Annotated in this window: 14 protein-coding genes and 2 pseudogenes; 7 read left to right on the top strand and 9 right to left on the bottom strand. The window is 67.6% G+C overall.

What is annotated here, in order from left to right; translation table 11 throughout:
- Window positions 1–138: 138 nt before the first annotated feature.
- The 3 genes from HUJ41_RS02985 to HUJ41_RS02975 are packed head-to-tail and all read right to left on the bottom strand — an operon-like array spanning window position 139 to window position 2661.
- Window positions 139–651, bottom strand: coding sequence for a metallophosphoesterase family protein (locus tag HUJ41_RS02985; RefSeq protein WP_179873291.1), 513 nt, complete (start codon window positions 649–651; stop codon window positions 139–141).
- Window positions 648–1685: an LLM class flavin-dependent oxidoreductase gene (locus HUJ41_RS02980; protein WP_179873290.1), complete on the bottom strand. Its 1038-nt coding sequence runs from the start codon at window positions 1683–1685 to the stop codon at window positions 648–650. The genes HUJ41_RS02985 and HUJ41_RS02980 overlap by 4 nt, the downstream gene beginning before the upstream one ends.
- A 7-nt stretch (window positions 1686–1692) precedes the next feature.
- Window positions 1693–2661, bottom strand: a complete 969-nt coding sequence (locus HUJ41_RS02975; protein WP_179873289.1) for a DMT family transporter — start codon at window positions 2659–2661, stop codon at window positions 1693–1695.
- 67 nt (window positions 2662–2728) lie between these two features.
- Between HUJ41_RS02975 and HUJ41_RS02970 the strand changes: the two genes are divergently transcribed.
- Entirely contained in the window at window positions 2729–3343 is a 615-nt protein-coding gene (locus tag HUJ41_RS02970; RefSeq protein WP_179873288.1) for an exonuclease domain-containing protein, read from the top strand.
- A 40-nt stretch (window positions 3344–3383) separates the two neighbouring features.
- On the opposite strand, the gene HUJ41_RS02965 is transcribed toward HUJ41_RS02970, so the two are convergent.
- Window positions 3384–3935 carry an OsmC family protein gene (locus tag HUJ41_RS02965; RefSeq protein ID WP_179873287.1) on the bottom strand — a complete coding sequence of 184 codons (552 nt, stop codon included), beginning with the start codon at window positions 3933–3935 and terminating at the stop codon, window positions 3384–3386.
- A gap of 353 nt (window positions 3936–4288) precedes the next feature.
- Between HUJ41_RS02965 and HUJ41_RS02960 the strand changes: the two genes are divergently transcribed.
- Entirely contained in the window at window positions 4289–4816 is a 528-nt protein-coding gene (locus HUJ41_RS02960) for a DUF421 domain-containing protein (RefSeq protein ID WP_179873833.1), read from the top strand.
- 210 nt (window positions 4817–5026) lie between these two features.
- On the opposite strand, the gene HUJ41_RS02955 is transcribed toward HUJ41_RS02960, so the two are convergent.
- The gene (locus HUJ41_RS02955; protein ID WP_152582025.1) at window positions 5027–6529 is read right to left on the bottom strand and encodes a CoA-acylating methylmalonate-semialdehyde dehydrogenase; all 1503 of its coding nucleotides are present in this window, start codon (window positions 6527–6529) and stop codon (window positions 5027–5029) included.
- Window positions 6530–6635: 106 nt separating this feature from the next.
- Window positions 6636–7550 carry a LysR family transcriptional regulator gene (locus HUJ41_RS02950; RefSeq protein ID WP_152582026.1) on the bottom strand — a complete coding sequence of 305 codons (915 nt, stop codon included), beginning with the start codon at window positions 7548–7550 and terminating at the stop codon, window positions 6636–6638.
- A 74-nt stretch (window positions 7551–7624) separates the two neighbouring features.
- On the opposite strand from HUJ41_RS02950, the gene HUJ41_RS02945 reads away from it, so the two are divergent.
- Together HUJ41_RS02945 and HUJ41_RS02940 are read left to right on the top strand one after the other, a co-directional pair.
- On the top strand, window positions 7625–8872 hold the full coding sequence (locus HUJ41_RS02945) for a DNA recombination protein RmuC (RefSeq protein WP_152582027.1): 1248 nt from the start codon (window positions 7625–7627) through the stop codon (window positions 8870–8872).
- A 74-nt stretch (window positions 8873–8946) separates the two neighbouring features.
- On the top strand, window positions 8947–9342 hold the full coding sequence (locus HUJ41_RS02940; protein WP_152582028.1) for a VOC family protein: 396 nt from the start codon (window positions 8947–8949) through the stop codon (window positions 9340–9342).
- 224 nt (window positions 9343–9566) lie between these two features.
- On the opposite strand, the pseudogene HUJ41_RS02935 reads toward HUJ41_RS02940, so the two are convergent.
- Window positions 9567–10174: pseudogene (locus HUJ41_RS02935) on the bottom strand (DDE-type integrase/transposase/recombinase); the annotation flags it as partial.
- Window positions 10175–10223: 49 nt separating this feature from the next.
- On the opposite strand from HUJ41_RS02935, the pseudogene HUJ41_RS02930 reads away from it, so the two are divergent.
- A pseudogene (locus tag HUJ41_RS02930) lies at window positions 10224–11448 on the top strand (IS3 family transposase).
- A gap of 221 nt (window positions 11449–11669) precedes the next feature.
- Here HUJ41_RS02930 and HUJ41_RS02925 read toward each other — a convergent pair.
- A complete protein-coding gene (locus tag HUJ41_RS02925) occupies window positions 11670–14039 on the bottom strand; it encodes an MMPL family transporter (RefSeq protein ID WP_179873285.1) in 2370 nt (789 codons plus the stop codon).
- Window positions 14040–14075: 36 nt separating this feature from the next.
- Complete coding sequence (locus HUJ41_RS02920; RefSeq protein WP_179873284.1) at window positions 14076–14654, bottom strand: TetR/AcrR family transcriptional regulator; 579 nt, start codon at window positions 14652–14654, stop codon at window positions 14076–14078.
- 215 nt (window positions 14655–14869) lie between these two features.
- Here HUJ41_RS02920 and HUJ41_RS02915 point away from each other — a divergent pair, with 215 nt between their 5' ends.
- Window positions 14870–15496 (top strand): TetR/AcrR family transcriptional regulator, encoded by a 627-nt coding sequence (locus HUJ41_RS02915; protein WP_179873283.1) that lies wholly within the window; start codon window positions 14870–14872, stop codon window positions 15494–15496.
- Window positions 15493–17088: an MDR family MFS transporter gene (locus HUJ41_RS02910; protein WP_179873282.1), complete on the top strand. Its 1596-nt coding sequence runs from the start codon at window positions 15493–15495 to the stop codon at window positions 17086–17088. The genes HUJ41_RS02915 and HUJ41_RS02910 overlap by 4 nt, the downstream gene beginning before the upstream one ends.
- Window positions 17089–17371: the final 283 nt, after the last annotated feature.

The following is a 17371-nucleotide window of genomic DNA, read 5'->3' as shown; positions in this document are numbered from 1 at the left end:
CATGCCTCGCGAGGCACACTGCCCCGATGGGCGCTGCGGCCCGAGGGGCGCGGCGTCCCGAAGCACCCACCGTCCGTCCGCAGGGTGGCCAGCCGGGTCCCACCGTCCCGAACGCCCTGCTCGACGCAAACCCGAGGGTCAGCGGGGCGTCGGCACGAGGGTCACGTCGTGCAGCGCGCCGTCGGCGATGCGCGCGGTCATGACCGTGCCGACGGGCTGCCGCCGCCGGTCGGTCGGCGAGCCCGGGTTGAGGAGGCGCACGCCGCCGGGGGTCGTCGAATCCCACGGGATGTGCGAGTGGCCGAAGACGAGCACGTCGGCGGGGGCATCCGAGTCGGGGCCGAAGAGGGCATCGCACCGACGCTCCCGACCGGCGGCGGCACCCGTCTCGTGGGTGACGGCGATACGTACCCCCTCGACCTCGACGCGCGCGACCTCGCCGAGCCGAGCGTGCAGCTCGGCGCCGTCATTGTTTCCTGCGACGCTGACGAGGCGCGCGGCCCTCGACTCGAGCGCGTCGAGCGTCGCGACGTCGACCCAATCGCCCGCGTGGATGACGAGGTCGGCCTCGTCGACGAGGCTCCACACGTGCGGCTGCAGAGCCTTTGCGCGCGCCGGCAGGTGCGTGTCGCTCAGCAGCAGCAGTCTCACGCGAGTGAGGGTACGACCTCGGCGTCGACGATCGGCATGATGTCGCGCGTAATCGACTCGAGGATGCGCGCGTTGAACTCCGGCCCGAGCTGGTTCGGCACCGTCACGAGCAGCGTGTCGGCCGCCTGCACGGCGGCATCCTGCGCGAGCTCCGCGGCGATCACGTCCGGTGCTCCGATGTAGGAGCGGCCGAACCGCGAGCGCGAGCCGTCGAGCATGCCGACCTGGTCGCTCTGCGCGCCCTGCGCCTGAATGCCGAAGTAGTACTGCGTCTCCTCGTCGATGATCGGCAGGATGCTCCGACTCACCGACACCCGCGGCGTACGAGCATGACCGGCCGCCGCCCAGGCCTCGCGGTACATCGCGATCTGATCCGCCTGCAGCTCGTCGAACGGAACCCCGGTGTCCTCCGTGAGGAGCGTCGAGCTCATGAGGTTCATGCCCTGCTCGGCCGTCCACACCGCGGTCGCGCGCGTGCCCGCGCCCCACCAGATGCGGTCGCTCAGCCCCGGCGCGTGCGGCTGGATCGGCTGCATCGCGGACGTGCCCGTCATGTGCGGGTTCGCGGGCGCGAAGCCCTCCCCCGCGATCGCGCGGCGGAAGACGTCGGTGTGGCGCCGCGCCATGTCGGCATCGGTCTCGCCCTCGGCAGGCTCGAAGCCGAACGCACGCCAGCCGTCGATGACCGTCTCGGGTGACCCGCGGCTGATGCCGAGCTGCAGTCGTCCACTCGCGATGAGGTCGGCCTGCGCCGCGAGCTCAGCCATCGCGAGGGGGTTCTCGTAGCGCAGGTCGATGACGCCCGTGCCGAGCTCGATGCGGCTCGTGCGCGCCCCCGCGGCGGCGAGCAGCGGCCACGGCGAGGCGTGCTGGCGGGCGAAGTGGTGCACGCGGAAGTACGCGCCGTCGACGCCGACCTCCTCGGCGGCGACCGCGAGCTCGATCGCCTGCTGCAGCACTTCAGCGCCCGTGCGCGTGCGCGAGCCGGGGACGTCCTGCCAGTGTCCGAAGGAGAGGAATCCGAGCTTCGTCATGCTGGGGTCAATGCGTCTGCATGCAGAACCATTCCCGGTGCGCGGGGTCGGCCGGAGCATCCGGGTCGAGCGGCTCCGGCAGAACGGGAATGCCGGGCTCGCTCGCCCTGCCCGGCCGCGTCGTCAGGTACACGCCGACTAGCACGACCGCGCCGCCGACGACCTGCCCGATCGTGAGGACGTCGCCGAACGCGAGAGCGATGACCGCCGTGAACACCGGCAGGAGGTTGAGGAACACGCCCGTCTTCGACGCGCCGAGCTGACCTACGGCGATGTTCCAGAACAGGTAGGCGAGGGCGGAGGGGAACACCATGATCCACACGAGCCCCCACCACGCGCCCGCGCTCGGCCCCGCGGCGATGCCGGGCGCGCCGAGTAGCGCGACGACGGGAACGAGCATCACGGCACTCAACCCCGCCTGCACCGTCGTCGCCGTGATCGGCGGGGTCGACACGCGTCGGCTCGTGATGACGTACGCGGTCCACATGCTGATCGCGCCCAGCATGAGCAGATCGCCGGGCGAGAAGCTGAGCCCCTGATCGAGGCCCTGCCCGGTGAGGATCACGACGAGCACGCCGGCGAAGGACACGACGATGCCCACCACGCCGAGTCGTCGGATGCGCTCGTGCAGCACGATGACCGCCGCGACCGCGATGACCGCCGGGTTGAGCGCCGTGATGACGCTCGCCGTGACGGGCGACGTCGACTCGAGTGCCGAGTAGAGGAAGAGCGTGTACGCGACCATGCCGAGGAAGGCTTGTAGGAGGTGCAGGCGCCACTCGCGCAGGGCATCCCGCCACCGGGGCTTCTCCAGCCACCACGCGACGACGAGCAGAATCGGCAGCGCGCCCACCCAGCGCAGCCACGTCAGCTCGAGCGGCGAGAACTCGGCGACGACCCGGTCGGCGACGACGAAGTTGCTCGCCCAGAACAACTGCGCGAGCACGGCGGGGCTGAAGCGGCGGAGGGCGTTCACGGTCTCAGGCTAGGGCCGACCGGCGCGCCCGGAGCACGCGGTAGGGGGCGCATGCGAGCATCGAGACGTGCCCCTGAACTTCACAGCCATCGACTTCGAGACCGCCAACAACGCCGCGGCCTCCGCGTGCTCGGTGGGGCTCGTCAAGGTGCGCGAGGGCCGCGTCGTCGACAAGACCGGGTGGCTCATCCGCCCGCCGCTCGGCTTCGACCACATGCTCGAGTGGAACACGCGCATCCACGGCATCACCGCCGCCGACATCGTCGATGCGCCGCTGTGGTGCGATCAGGTGGATGCCCTGCTCGACTTCGTGGACGGCGACGTTCTCACCGCCCACAACGCGGGGTTCGACATGGGGGTGCTGCGCGCCGCCTGCGAGGCGAGCCGGCTCGAGACGCCCGACCTGCGATACCTGTGCAGCCTGCGGGTCGCCCGCAAGACCTACCACCTCGACTCGTACAAGCTGCCCGTCGCGGCGATGGCCGCCGGCTTCGAGGACTTCGCCCACCACGACGCGCTCGCCGACGCCGAGGCCTGCGCGGCGATCATCGTGCACGCCGCGAAGCGCCACGACGTCTCCACGATGGAGGACCTCGCGCGCATCACCGGCGGCGGGCTGGGCCTCATCGGGCCTTCCGCCGAAGCAGCAGCAGCCGACCGACGCCCGGCCGTGCTCGGCTAGGCGGAGTCGATCCGGCTCAGACCCGACGGACGGGCGCGGCTCAGCCCTTGCGCACCGAGGCGCTCACGGGCGTCGCGTTCGCGAAGAGGTCGAGCACCGGGCAGTGGGCGTCGACGGTGTCGCGCAGCTGCTCGTAGCGTTCCTGCGACTCGGGACCGGTGATCGTGATCGCGAGGCGCACGTCGCTGAAGCCGGCCCGCACGCCTTCGTCGATGCCGAACAGGCGGCGCGCATCCAGATCGCCTTCCGCGTCGATAGAGATGTCGTCGACCTGGATGCCGAGCGCCTGCGCGTACAGGCGGTAGACGACGACCTGGCACGAGATGAGGGCGCCGAGCGCGAACTCGACGGGGCTCGGTGCGACGTCGTCGCCCGCGAGCGCGGCCGGCTCGTCGACGACGAACGCGTGCTTGCCCGCGCGGATCGTCGTCGCAACCGAGCCCTCGCCGACGCCCGAGACGCGGTAGGTGAGCTGCGCGGAGGTGGCGTCGGCGGCGATGCGGTCGCCCCAGGCGGTGCCCGCCTCGGTGAGGCGCGCGGCCCGCTCGTCGGCGGTGGACGTGGGGACGGAGGGTGCGGTGAGAAGAGTCATGCGGGCGACGCTAGGCGGGATGCCCGGCGCGCGTCGAGGGCGGCCGTCACGCACCGCAACACGGCGTCACGCAGTGACGCGCGGCGTCACACCCCGCAACAAGCGCCAGATCTGGCGCACACGGGCGCGTCGGAGGCGCCGAGCGCCCTTTTGCGCCAGATCTGACGCGAACTGGCGCATCCGGAGGCGGCGAGCGCCTCTTTGCGCCAGATCTGGCAGTGGATGCGACGCTGCGGGTGGAGCCCCGCAGTGGCGGGCGCATCGTGCCCGAAGCTGGGAGGCGGCTCCCGCCGACGGGCTACCGTGGCGCGTGCTCGCGGCCCCCGACTGCCGCGCGCGGAAAGGGGAGCGTGATGTGGTTCGACTCGTGGGGAGACATCGCGCGGGTGCTGCTCGTAGGGAGTGCCGCGTATGCGACGCTCATCGTCGTACTGCGACTGAGTGGCAAGCGCACGCTGAGCCAGCTCAACGCCTTCGACTTCGTCATCACCGTCGCCATCGGCTCGACGCTCGCCACGATCCTGCTGAGCTCCGATGTGTCATGGTCGGAGGGCCTCGCGGCGCTCGCCCTGCTGGTGGGCCTGCAGTTCGTCGTCGCGCTCGTGTCATCACGGTGGCCGCGCGCCCGGTCGCTCGTCTCGACGAAGCCTGTCGTGCTCGTACGGGACGGCGAACTGCAGCACACGGCGATCGCGCGCAACCGACTCACGGAGACCGAGGTCGAGCAGGCGGTGCGCTCAAGCGGCAGCGCGGACCTCGCGAGCATCGCCGCGGTCGTACTCGAGACCAACGGCACGCTCAGCGTCATCCCGCGCGAGAAGTACGGCGATGGCTCCGCGATGGGAACCATGCGCGAGCGGGACACCGCCGACGAGACCTAGTCGTGTGTCGTGCCCGCGCACGCGCCCGCGCCCGCGCCCAACCCGATCGCCGCCCCAAGCCCGTGCCTCTTGCCCCGAGCCCGTTCATTGTGCTTCCAGAATTGCCCCAGAAAGGCTGAACCGCGGGCGGCGAGCGCCCCTTTGCGCCAGATCTGGCACGAAGGGGCGCTCGCGCGGAGCGGAGCGGCGCGGCGTTCGCGCGGAGCGGCGCTAGTTCTGCGGGAAGCCCAGGTTGATGCCGCCGTGCGAGGGGTCGAGCCAGCGCGAGGTGATCGCCTTCTCGCGCGTGAAGAACGGGATCGCCTGCGTGCCGTACGCCTTCGCGTCGCCGAAGAGCGAGTTCTTCCAGCCGCCGAACGAGTAGTAGCCGACCGGCACGGGGATGGGCACGTTGATGCCGATCATGCCCACGGTGACCTCGTTCTGGAAGCGCCGCGCGGCTCCGCCGTCGTTGGTGAAGATCGCCGTGCCGTTGCCGTACTGCGAGCCGTTGATGAGGGCGAGCCCCTCCTCGTACGTCTTGACGCGCACGACGGAGAGCACGGGGCCGAAGATCTCGTCGGTGTAGACGCGCGAGGTCGTGGGCACCTTGTCGACGAGGGTCGGGCCGAGCCAGAAGCCGTTCGCGTCGCCGTCGACCTCGATGCCGCGCCCGTCGACGACGATCTCGGCGCCGTCCTCGGCGGCGACGTCGAGGTAGGAGGCGACCTTGTCGCGGTGCTCCTGCGTGATGAGCGGGCCCATGTCGCAGCTGCGCGTGCCGTCGCCGACCTTCAGGCCGCTCATGCGCGAGCGGATCTTGTCGATGAGCTCATCGGCGACGGGCTCGACGGCGACGACGACCGACACGGCCATGCAGCGCTCGCCGGCCGAGCCGAAGCCCGCGTTGACGGCGGAGTCGGCGACGAGGTCGAGGTCGGCGTCGGGCAGCACGAGCATGTGGTTCTTGGCGCCGCCGAGGGCCTGCACGCGCTTGCCGTTCTTGGAGGCGGTCTCGTAGATGTAGCGGGCGATCGGCGTCGACCCGACGAAGGAGATGCTGGCGATCTCGGGATGCTCGAGCAGAGCATCCACGGCCTCCTTGTCGCCGTTCACGACGTTGAGAACGCCGTCCGGCAGACCGCACTCCTTCATGACCTGCGCCATCCACAGCGACGCCGAGGGGTCCTTCTCGGAGGGCTTGAGCACGACCGTGTTACCTGCAGCGATCGCGAGCGGGAAGAACCACAGCGGCACCATGGCGGGAAAGTTGAAGGGGCTGATGATGCCGACGACGCCGAGAGGCTGCTTGAGCGAGTAGACGTCGACGCCGGTGGAGACGTTCTCGCTGTACTCGCCCTTGAGCAGCTGCGGGATCGAGCAGGCGAGCTCGACGATCTCGAGGCCGCGCGCGATCTCGCCGGCCGCGTCGCTGAGCACCTTGCCGTGCTCCTCGGTGAGGATCGCCGCGAGCTCGTCCTTGCGCGCGTTGAGCGCCTCGCGGAAGGCGAACATGATCTGCTGGCGCTTCGCGATCGACGTGCCAGCCCACCCGGGCTGCGCTACTGCGGCGACGGAGACGGCGTGGTCGACGTCGGCGGTCGAGGCGAGGGCGACCTCGCGGGCGACGGCGCCGCGAGCAGGGTTGTAGACCGGCGCGGTGCGCGTAGAGGTGCCGGCGAAGGCCTCGCCGCCGACCCAGTGCTGCACGAGCGAATTCTGGACATCGGTCATGGGGTGCTCCTTCACGCGGACGACGGTGGTCGACCCCAGTCTGCGCTCCCCACGCTCTGCGATCAAGCACCGAAGTCGCACACGCTATCTGCGAAAACGCACAGCACTAGCCACCCGGCAGCAGCTCGGCGCGACGCCGGTCAACCTCATCGCGCAGCGCCTCGCGCACGATCGCGACGGCATCCACCGCGGGGCTGTCGGGGCGCGTGGAGAGCGTGAACGGCAGCCGGAAGTCGACCGCGCCGGGCAGCACCGGCACGAGCCCCTCGACGCCCTCGGCCATGAACGCGTGCAGCAGCCCGATGCCCGCCCCGGCGCGCGCCGCCTCGAGTTGCGCGAAGACGCTCGTCGAGCCGAAGCCGAGCCGCATGTCGCCGAGCACGGGGGCGAGGTCGAGTTCGTGCACCGTGAGCAGGGCATCCACGTAGAAGACGAGGTCGTGGCCGGCGAGGTCGGCGGGGTCGCGGATAGGCGGCCGCGCGGCCAGGTACTCGGGCGAGGCGTAGAGGCGCAGCGAGTACTCCGTGAGAAGCTCGGACTGCACGCGCGACCCCGCCGTCGACCCGATCGACACGACGAGATCGAAACCGGAGCCGCGCAAGGAGATCGGCTTCGTGGAGGTCACGAGCTCGACGGCGATTCCGGGATGCTCGGTGCGCACCCGCGCGAGCGCCGCAGCCGCGAACACCGCGCCGAAGCCGTCGGGCGTCGCGACCCGCACGGTGCCGCGCACGACGTCGCTGCCGGACGCCGCCGCGACGACCTGCTCGACGAGCCCCTCGAGGCCCGAGGCGCGCTCGACGACGTCGCGCCCGATCGCGGTGAGCTGCCACCCGTCGGCACCGCGGTCGAGCAGTCGCACGCCGAGCGCCGCCTCGAGGCGGTCGAGCCGCCGCCGCACGGTCGTGTGGTCGACGCCGAGGAGCGCCGCGGCCGACACCATGCGGCCGACGCGCGCGACGGCGACGAGGTAGCGCAGGTCATCGGTGCTCACGTCGAGGGAGCGCGGCGCCTGGGTCATGCCCTCACGATACGACCACGGCCACCGTCTCCTCGGGACGATCGCTGTCGGATGCTCCTGGCACACTGGCTCGTATGGACTTCCTGCTCCCGCTCCTGCTCGGCCTCGTCGTCGGCGCTGTGCTCGGCGTCATCATCGGCCTCCTCCTCTCGCGTCGCGGGGGCGCAGCGGCAGAGCTCGCCGCACTGCGCGAGCAGGCCACCGCTGCGGAGGTGCGCGTCGCCCAGGCGGAGTCGCGCGCGAGCGCCCTCGACGAGCAGCTCGCCCTCGCCCGGCATCGCGACCTCGAGCGGGAGGAGCGCGACAAGCAGGAGAGCCGCGTGCTGCAGGCCCTCGCGCCCGTGCAGGAGTCGCTGCGCACGATGCAGTCGAAGGTCACCGAGCTCGAGGCGCAGCGCAGCCAGCAGCACGGCCAGCTCGCGCAGCAGCTGCGCGCGGCGACCGAGTCGGAGGAGAGGCTGCGCAGCACGGCCGAGTCGCTCGCCTCGGCCCTGCGCTCGAACAGCGTGCGCGGCGTCTGGGGCGAGACGCAGCTGCGCAACGTCGTCGAGGCGGCGGGGCTCATCGAGCGCGTCGACTTCGACGTGCAGTCGAGCATCACCTCCGACGCCGGCGCGGGTCGCCCCGACATGGTCATCCACCTTCCCGGCGGCAAGAACATCGCCGTCGACGCCAAGGTGCCGTTCGAGGCGTACCTGCGCGCGAGCCAGATTCCCGTCACCGCGACGGGTGAGGAGGGCGCGCAGCGCGAGACCCTCATGAAGCAGCACGTGCGGCTCGTGCGCGGCCACATCGACACCCTCGCGAGCAAGGCCTACTGGGCGGGCCTCGAGGCCTCGCCCGAGCTCGTCATCGCCTTCATTCCGAGCGAGTCGCTCGTGTCGTCGGCCATGGAGGCCGACCCGGGCATCATGGACTACGCCTTCAGCAAGCGCGTGGCCCTCGCCTCCCCCGTCACCCTGTGGTCGGTGCTCAAGACCGTCGCGTTCTCCTGGCAGCAGGATGTCCTCACCGCCGATGCGAAGGTGCTCTTCGATCTGAGCCGCGAGCTCTACGGGCGCCTCGCGACGATGGCCGGGCACGTCGAGAAGCTCGGGCGCTCCATCGAGAGCACGATCAAGAACTACAACGGCTTCGTCGGGTCGATGGAGCGCCAGGTCTTCCCCACTGCGCGCAAGCTGCAGCGCCTCGACGAGTCGACCGTGCTCGGCACGCTCGACGCGATCGAGGAGGGGCCGCGCGAGCTCACGGCCATGGAGCTCGTCGCTGAGCTCGAGCAGGGCGAGGCGAGCACGGAGCGCGGCTCCGAAGCGAAGGGGTAGCGCCCCGGCGGGCGCGGTGCCATTCTGAGCGGCAGGGCGGCGATCGCTCCGCCGACACGAGAGGGGAGCATCCGATGCCCGACTACGTCTACGGATTCAGTGGGCTCGCCGTGCCCGACATCGACGCCGCTCGCACCTTCTACCGCGACACCCTCGGGCTCGACGTGACCGACGCGGAGATGGGCCAGCTCTCGCTCACCCTCCCGGGCGGCGGCTGGGTACTCGTGTACCCCAAGCCCGACCACTCCCCCGCCACCTACACGGTGCTGAACCTCGAGGTCTCCGACATCGACGACGCCGTCACCGACCTCATGGCACGCGGTGTCGAGATGACCCGCTACGAGGGTTTCGAGCAGGACGAGCTCGGCATCGCCCGCGGCATCGAGGGCGACTTCGGGCCCGATATCGCATGGTTCACAGACCCGGCGGGCAACATCCTCTCGGTGTTGGAGAATCCCACAAGCACCTAGCCGCAGGGCGACCACTGCTGGCTAGGATGAGCCGCACACACCAACGGCGGTGATCGATCGTCGTTGACCCTACGGCGAAAGATCAACGATGACCGAACGCCCCTGGCTCGCCCACTATCCGGCGGGACTGCTGAAGGTTCTGGTGACTCGTCTTCTTAGGCCGCGGATGCGGCCCGTGTGGTCATAATTGCTTCGAACTCGACCGGCGTCAATCTGCCTAGTACTCGTTGTTGGATCGCCATTCTGAGGGCCGCGACGGCGAGCTCCGAGGTCATCCGGTCAGCGATGGAGTATCCGACGATGCGGTTGGAAAACACATCCTTCATCGCGCACAGATAGACCTTCCCCTCGCTGGTGGGATGCTCGGTGATGTCCGTCAACCACAGCAGGTCAGGCCGATTCGCAGTGAACTCGCGTCGGACGAGGTCGTCGCGCACCGGCGGCCCGACCAGGCGGCTCTTGCCCCGCTTCTTGCGCACGAACGCGCTGGTGATGCCCATCTGGGAGCACAGCCGCCAGACGCGTCGCTCCGAAGCGGTGAAGTCGGCGTCAGCGAGCTCGTCGGCGATGAACCGATACCCGAACGCCGGATCGTCGACGTGGATATCGATCGCAGCGTTGATCAGGTGCGCTTCGTCCCAGTCCCGTTGCGAAACCGGGTCGGCAAGCCACCGGTAATAGGGCTGCTTGGCGATCTTCAACACCCGGCACGTCACCGCGACCGGCACCCTCACGGGAGCGCCGGGCGCGGCCAGCTCGCGGACGAGCGGGTAGATCATTTTGAGATAGCGCCCTGAGACAGATAGGCAGCCGCTCGACGGAGCACCTCGTTCTGAATCGGCCTGACTTTCGTTCCGTTCTTCAAGTAAGGATGGAACACGATGAACAGGAAGTATTCGCCGGAGATGCGTGAGCGGGCGTTGCGGATGCTCGCGGAGACGCGGCCGTCGCACCCCACGATGATGAGCGCCGTCCGCCACGTGGCAGGGCTGCTCGGGATGAGCCCCGAGACGCTGCGGCTGTGGCAACGCCGATACGAGGTCGACGCCGGGGTGACGACCGATGCAGCGGCTGAGATCAAGCGATTGCAGAAGGAGGTCTCGGAGTTGCGAAAGGCGAATGAGATCCTCAAGGCTGCGAGCATCTTTTTCGCGAAGGAGCTCGACCACCCCTCGACGAGATGATCCGGTTCATCAACGAGCATCGGGATCGTTTCGGGGTCGAGCTCATCTGCCAGGTCCTGCGGCCGGCAGTGAGAGGATTCCTGACCTCGCGCGGCTATCGCGCTGCGGCGGGCCGAGCGCCGTCCGCTCGGCAGTTGCGTGATGATCTGCTCGTGCCCGAGGTTGCGCGGCTGCACGCGGAGAACTACGGCGTTTATGGGCGACGGAAGATGCACGCGCTCCTGCGCCGGCAAGGGTGGGGCATCGGTCGCGATCAAACTGAACGGCTCATGCGGCTCGCCGGCGTGCGAGGCGTGAAGCGATCCAAGAAGGTGTTCACGACGAAGTCCGATCCGACGGTGGAGAAGCCGAAGGATCTCGTGCAGCGCCGGTTCACGGCCCCTGGCCCACGCCGTCTCTGGGTCGCCGACGTGACCTACGTTGCGACGTGGTCAGGGTTCGCCTACGTCGCGTTCGTCACCGATGTCTACTCGCGTCGCATCGTCGGCTGGAACGTCGCGTCGACACTGAGATCCGACATCCTGCCGTTGCAGGCGCTCGACATGGCCGCATGGGCCGCCGGTGGTCGACTCGACGGGCTGATCCACCATGCCGATCACAGGTCGAACTACCTCGCCGTGGTCTACACCGACCGCATCGAAGAACTCGGCGCGAAACCCTCGACGGGGACCGTCGGCGATTCCTTTGATAACGCCCTCGCTGAGGCCGTGAACGGACTCTACAAGACGGAACTGATCCGTCAGCGCGGGCCGTGGCGAACCGTCGAGCGGTCGAGCTCGCGACCCTCGAATACGTGTGGTGGTGGAACAACGCTCGCCTCCACGGCGAGCTCGACATGCGCACCCCACTTGAGGTCGAGCAGGCGTACTACGCTGACCTCGAATCAGCCCAACCGGCACCCGCCGGACAAGGCTCCCGATAGGAACGAAAGTCAGGCCGATTCAGTACTTCTTCGACTGCCTCACGGCGGAGGGTGTCCGCGAACTCGTCTGCGAGGCGCCCCCGCAATCCCGCGCCGACCTCGTTCACGGGGATGCGGTGGCATTCATTAGCGACGGTGCACCGTGCTGGTCGGAAAATCCGAACCATCGGACGACAAGTGCGTTCGACGACCCTCGCTCGGTAGTCGACGACGGAAATGCCTCAGCGCGACGGCTCCTGGGCTGACAGTTCCGAATGCATCCGTCCGTCGGGTTGCTGTTCAAGCTTGTGCCCTTCGATGTCGAGGTCGGGAAGGATCCGCTGGAGCCAGCGGGGTGCCCACCAGGTCGCCCGACCAAGGATCGCGAACGCCGCGGGGATGAGGGTCATGCGCACCAGGAACGCGTCGATGAGCACACCAATAGCGAGGGTGAAGCCGATCTGGGCGATCATCGTCTCCGGGGAGAAGATGAAGCCGGCGAAGACGGATGCCATGATGATCGCTGCGGCGACCACGACGCGCGAGGTGGCCGAGAACCCGTTGACTATGGCCTGCTGCGGGCTTTCGCCCCGGAGGAAGTGGTCGCGCATCGACGAGGACAGGAACACCTGGTAGTCCATCGCCAGTCCGTACAGGATGCCGGTGCCGATAATGGGGATGACCGGCACAAGGGGAGTGCCGGGCTCCACATTGAACAAGCCGCCTAGCCAGCCGTCTTGGAATACCAGAGTCGTCAGGCCCAGGGTCGCCAGGATGGATAGCACGAAGCCGCCGGTAGCGAGTATTGGCAGCAGCACGGAGCGGAAGGCGAACAGCAGGATGATCATCGACAGGATCACGATGATGGCGATATAGATCGGGAAGACCTCAGCCATCTTCTCGGTCATGTCGATCATCACAGCAGTGAGCCCGGTGACTCCCAGCGTTGCGCCGTCGCCGGAACCGTCCACGGCCGTTTCACGCAGCTCGTCCACGAGGTGCGCGGTCCGCTCGTCGCCCGGCCCGGTCTCGGGGATGACCATGAAGGCGACGGTGGCGTTGTCGTCGCTGGTGCCGATCAGCTGGGCTAGCCGCACGCCGTCCGCGTCGGAGATCCGTGTCGTGATCTCTGTGATCTGTTCCTCGTCGAAGTTGGACCCGGCCTCGGCCTCGGCGACCGCAATGAGCGGCCCGTTGAAGCCGGCGCCGAACGAATCGCCGACCGCATCGTAGCTCTGCCGGGCGGATGAGTCCGGGCTCGAGTTGCCGCCGGTGGGCATCCCCAGGGTCATGTTCGTGGCGGGTAGGGCCGCAAGTACGATGATGACCGTGGTGCCCAGGAGCACTAGCCAGCGGCGCTTGACGATGAACCCGGACCATCCGCGTGCGATGCGGTGGTGTTGATCCGCGGTCGCGCCCGTGGCGCGTGCTTTGACGGAGACGACCCTTTCGCCGACAAGGCCGAGGACGGCGGGCAGCAGGGTCAGGGCCACCAGGACGGCGACGGTGACGGTTCCGGCCGCGACGAGGGCCATCGCGGTGAGCATCGAGACGCCCACGGCGGCGAGGCCGACGAGTGCGACGACAACGGTGAGTCCGGCAAACACGACGGACGAGCCTGCGCTGCCAACTGCACGGCCGGTGGCCTCGCGAGCGGTGAGCTGCTGGACCCTGATCAGGTTGCGTTGGCGGTTGACGATGAACAGTGAGTAGTCGATGCCGACCGCAAGCCCGATCATGACGGCGAGGATCGGGGTCATCAGGTTGATCGGCTCGCCAGCAGCGGACGCGATGGCAATTCCCACGCCCACGCCGACGCTGACGATGCCGGTCACCAAGGGCAGGGCGCCTGCCAAGAACGAGCCGAGAACGAGTACCAGCACGACAGCTGCGATCAAGACGCCCACGATCTCGGCGGCGCCCAGCGCGGGCAGCGCGAACTTGAGTGATTCGCCGGGCAGGACGGTCAGGCCGGCCTCTCCGTCGTAGGCCTCGCCGGCCGCGATGATCTTCTCGATGTCAGCGGATCCCATCGACTGCACCTGCTGATCGAGTGCGAACTGGAACAGAGCTGCACTCTTGTCCTCGGAGATCAGCACCTGCGGGATGGGAAGCCCGTCGACGATCAGCGGCGCGAACCCATAGTCGTCGATCTGCTGCTGGATCTGCGCGTCTGCCTGCTGCTGGATCTGCGCCAGGTATGCCGCCTGTTCCGCTGCGGGAAGCGCAGCGGCCTGGGACATGAGGGCTTCGAGCTGCTCGACGAACGGTTGCTGCGCCTCCTCGACGGACCCTACGACGTGCTCTGTGCCGTAGACCGATTCGACCACGTCCATAATCACCTCGACACGCTCCGGCTCGGCAACCGAGCTGCCGTCTTCGGCGGTAAGGATGAAGCTCCCTTGGCCACGCGCCGCGTCGGGCAGCTCATCGGCGAGCGTGTCGAGGACATCCTGGGACGGAGTGCCGTCAATAGACAGGTTCGATGTGAGCTGTACGCCTCCCACCGCAATTACGGCGCCGAGCACCCCCAGGACGAGAGCCCAGGCGCTGATCGCGATCCAAGGTCGATGGAACGAGGAAAGGCCGAGGCGGTAGAGAAGGCTTGACATATGTGAACTCCTGGGTTTGCCGGTGGCAGTTGTGTGTTACCGAGTGTTCGCGAAACCAGAGCGAAGTCTGGCGAACATCACGTTGATGAGCGGATCCATGTTGTGGGCGAGTGTGGGCAGCGCGTCGTCACCGCGCGCCGGGAGGGCGATCTCACCCAAAGTGATTGCGCTGAAGATCCCACAGCAGGCGTTCACCAATAGCAGGGTGTCAAGGTCAGCACCGACGCCGCCAGTGGTCATGCCGAGGGCGCTGAGGAGTGGTCGCATGACCTGGCCATAGGTGGCGAGCAAGTACGGGCGCAGAGCAGGGTGGTCGCGTGCCAAGTCCTGCAACTGTGTCAATCGCTCAACGTTGCCCTGATTCAATTGCGAGCGTATCGCCCGTTCAAGTGCGTCGATGGCCGTCTCGCCCGACTCGACGCGCATACCTTTCAGCACCTGGAGCGCATCGATCACCACTACCGCTGCAACCGCCTCCTCTTTGCAGGAGAAGTGGTTGGCGAACGTTCGCCGGGAGTAACCGGTGGCGGTAGTGACTTCGTCAATCACAAAACCGTCCATCCCACGCTCGACCGCCAGACGGAAACTCGACTCAGCAAGCAGCCGCGAGGTCACCGCACGCTTGTCTTCTCGTAGCCCAGTCATGCCCCAACCGCAAACTGCCCAAAATGCAACATTATTCTATGGGCAACTATGGCTGGATCCACGGAGCGCCTTGCGAGATACCTGGCGCGGGGCGTGAGCAGAGCGAAAGCGCGCCCGGCGTCCGCCAGAGGCGCCCGTCAATGATTACACTTGCGCAAAGTTGCATAACTGCATAGTTTATACCGGTGCAAGAGATCGCTCTGCCGCCGCTTAGGGAGCGGCACCGCGCCGCCACGTGGGCAGCCCTCCGCGAGGCCGCGGCGAACCTAGCCCTGGAACATGGCTTGACCGGTGCAACCATTGACGCAATCTCTGCCCGAGCGGGCGTCTCACCTCGCACCTTCTTCAACTATTTCTCGAGCAAGGAGGAAGCGGTGCTCGGCATCCAGTCGCCAGTCATGCCCGGCGGTGCCATCACCGCCTTCGATGCACGCGATACGGATCTCTTCACTCGCACTGTCCGGCTCTTCGCTGCGGTCTCGTCGACCACCGTTCGCGACCATTCGGATCTTGCGATTCGCCGCGACCTCGTCCAACGCTTCCCCGAACTGCGAGTCCACCTCACCCGGCACGTTGCCCAGGCAGAACACCTCGTCGAAGAACTCCTCGAGGACCGAGTCGCAACCGGGCGTATCAGCCTGGCGGGCGCTCCGGAGGCTCTCCCCGCCTCGCTTCGCGCACTCGTCGTGCTCGCCGGCACGACCATTCGCTTTGCGTTCGAGCGCGGCGGTTCGCTCGGCGGCATCCCATCTGACACCGACCTGGACGCTGCAATCGCACTGTTCCGCACCGTAATGGAAGAAGCAAAGTGACTCACCCAGCTGCATTGGCATCGCCGACCCAGACCGGCACATCCCGCAACATCACGCTCCTCTTTGGTGCGCTTCTTGTCACTATGCTGCTCGCTTCGCTCAGTCAGACTGTGCTGTCCAGCGCGCTCCCGACGATCGTTGGCGAGCTCGACGGCGTGGAGCACATGACCTGGGTCATCACTGCCTACCTGCTTGCGTCCACCATTGTCATGCCTGTCTACGGCAAGGTGAGCGACTCGTTCGGTCGAAGGCCGGTGCTACTCGTCGCCATCGTCTTGTTCGTCATCGGTTCGGTCCTGGGGGCTTTCGCGAGCGACATGGGAGCTCTCATCTTTGCCCGCGTCGTGCAGGGGCTCGGTGGTGGTGGCCTCATGATCCTCAGCCAGGCGGCGATCGCCGATGTCGTCCCTGCGCGGGACCGCGGTCGGTATATGGGCGTTCTCGGCGCGGTCTTCGCCGTGTCCTCCGTCGCCGGCCCGCTTCTTGGCGGTTGGTTTACCGAGGGGCCGGGATGGCGTTGGGCTTTCCTGATCAACATCCCTCTCGGCATCCTGGCCATCGTTGCCACTGCCCTGCTCCTGCGCCTTCCTGCCAAGAACAATCAGGAGCGACCGAAGGTCGACTACCTCGGCATGGCCACGCTAGGAGTTGCCACTACCGCGATCGTCCTCATTGCCACCTGGGGCGGGTCGACTTTCGACTGGAACTCGCCCACAATCATCGGCCTCATTGTCGGCGCGGTAGTGTGCGCGGGCATCTTCGTTCTTGTCGAGACACGTGTCTCCGAACCGGTTATGCCGCTCGCACTTTACCGCGACCGAAACTTCAACTTGACGACAGTCGCCGCCTTGCTCACCAGCATCGCGATGTTCGGTGCAATCGGCTACATGCCGACCTATCTTCAGATGGCCACCGGGGCGACCGCCACGGAGGCGGGGTTCCTGATGATCCCCATGATGGGGGCGTTGCTCGTGACGTCCATCGGCACCGGGCAACTGGTTTCGCGGACGGGAAAGTACAAGCTGCCCCCGATCATCGGCTCGGTGATTCTTGCCGTCGGTATGTGGCTGCTGTCCACGGTGAAAGTGGACACTCCGATCTTTGAGATCTGCGTCGCCCTTGCTGTGATCGGCCTCGGCCTCGGCTCGAGCATGCAGATTCTCACGCTCGTGGTGCAGAACTCCTTCCCGCACCGCATGGTCGGAACCGCGACCGCGTCGAACAACTATTTCCGCCAAGTCGGCGGCAGCCTCGGCTCCGCCGTGGTCGGTTCGGTGTTCGCCGCCCGGCTTACCTCGCTGCTTGCCGAGCGGCTGCCGCAAGCAGGAAGTGGAGGCGGGAGCGGCAACTCACTGACCCCTGCGGCTGTCAGCGACCTGCCTGACGCGCTCCGACTGCCGATCATACTTTCGTACAACGAGGCACTCATGCCGATCTTCATCTTCATGGTCCCCCTCGCCATCGCCGCCGCGATCGTCTTGTGCTTCATCGTCCAGAAGCCGCTCTCCACTCGCATTGAGCAGGAGATCCTCGCCGAGGCGCTCTCGGAGGGACAGCTCATGCCCCCGTACCTGGACGACGACCGGCGCTAGGGCATTGTTCCTATCCGGTCTGGTGCTTGTGGATGCGAGACGGCAAACCGGATTCCAGGTCGAACGCCGCGTTCATGTTTGAGCGGGCATGAACCGAGGCTTCGCGCTGACCAGCGTCGTGGTCGGCCGTGCGGCCGGGCGCGATTCAGCTCAAGGACGCTTTTCAGGACACGTGCGGGGTGGCGATGCTCGTTCCTACGTCGCTCCAGCCAGGTTGCCTATCTCCGCGGGCGTGAAAAACGAACTCTTGACAACCGATCTTTAGTGCCGGTTCGAGCGCACG

The organism is Microcella indica (assembly GCF_013414345.1).
Classification (GTDB): domain Bacteria; phylum Actinomycetota; class Actinomycetes; order Actinomycetales; family Microbacteriaceae; genus Microcella; species Microcella indica.
Note: the sequence above shows the minus strand (reverse complement) of the source record. Positions and strands in the feature narration are given on the sequence as shown.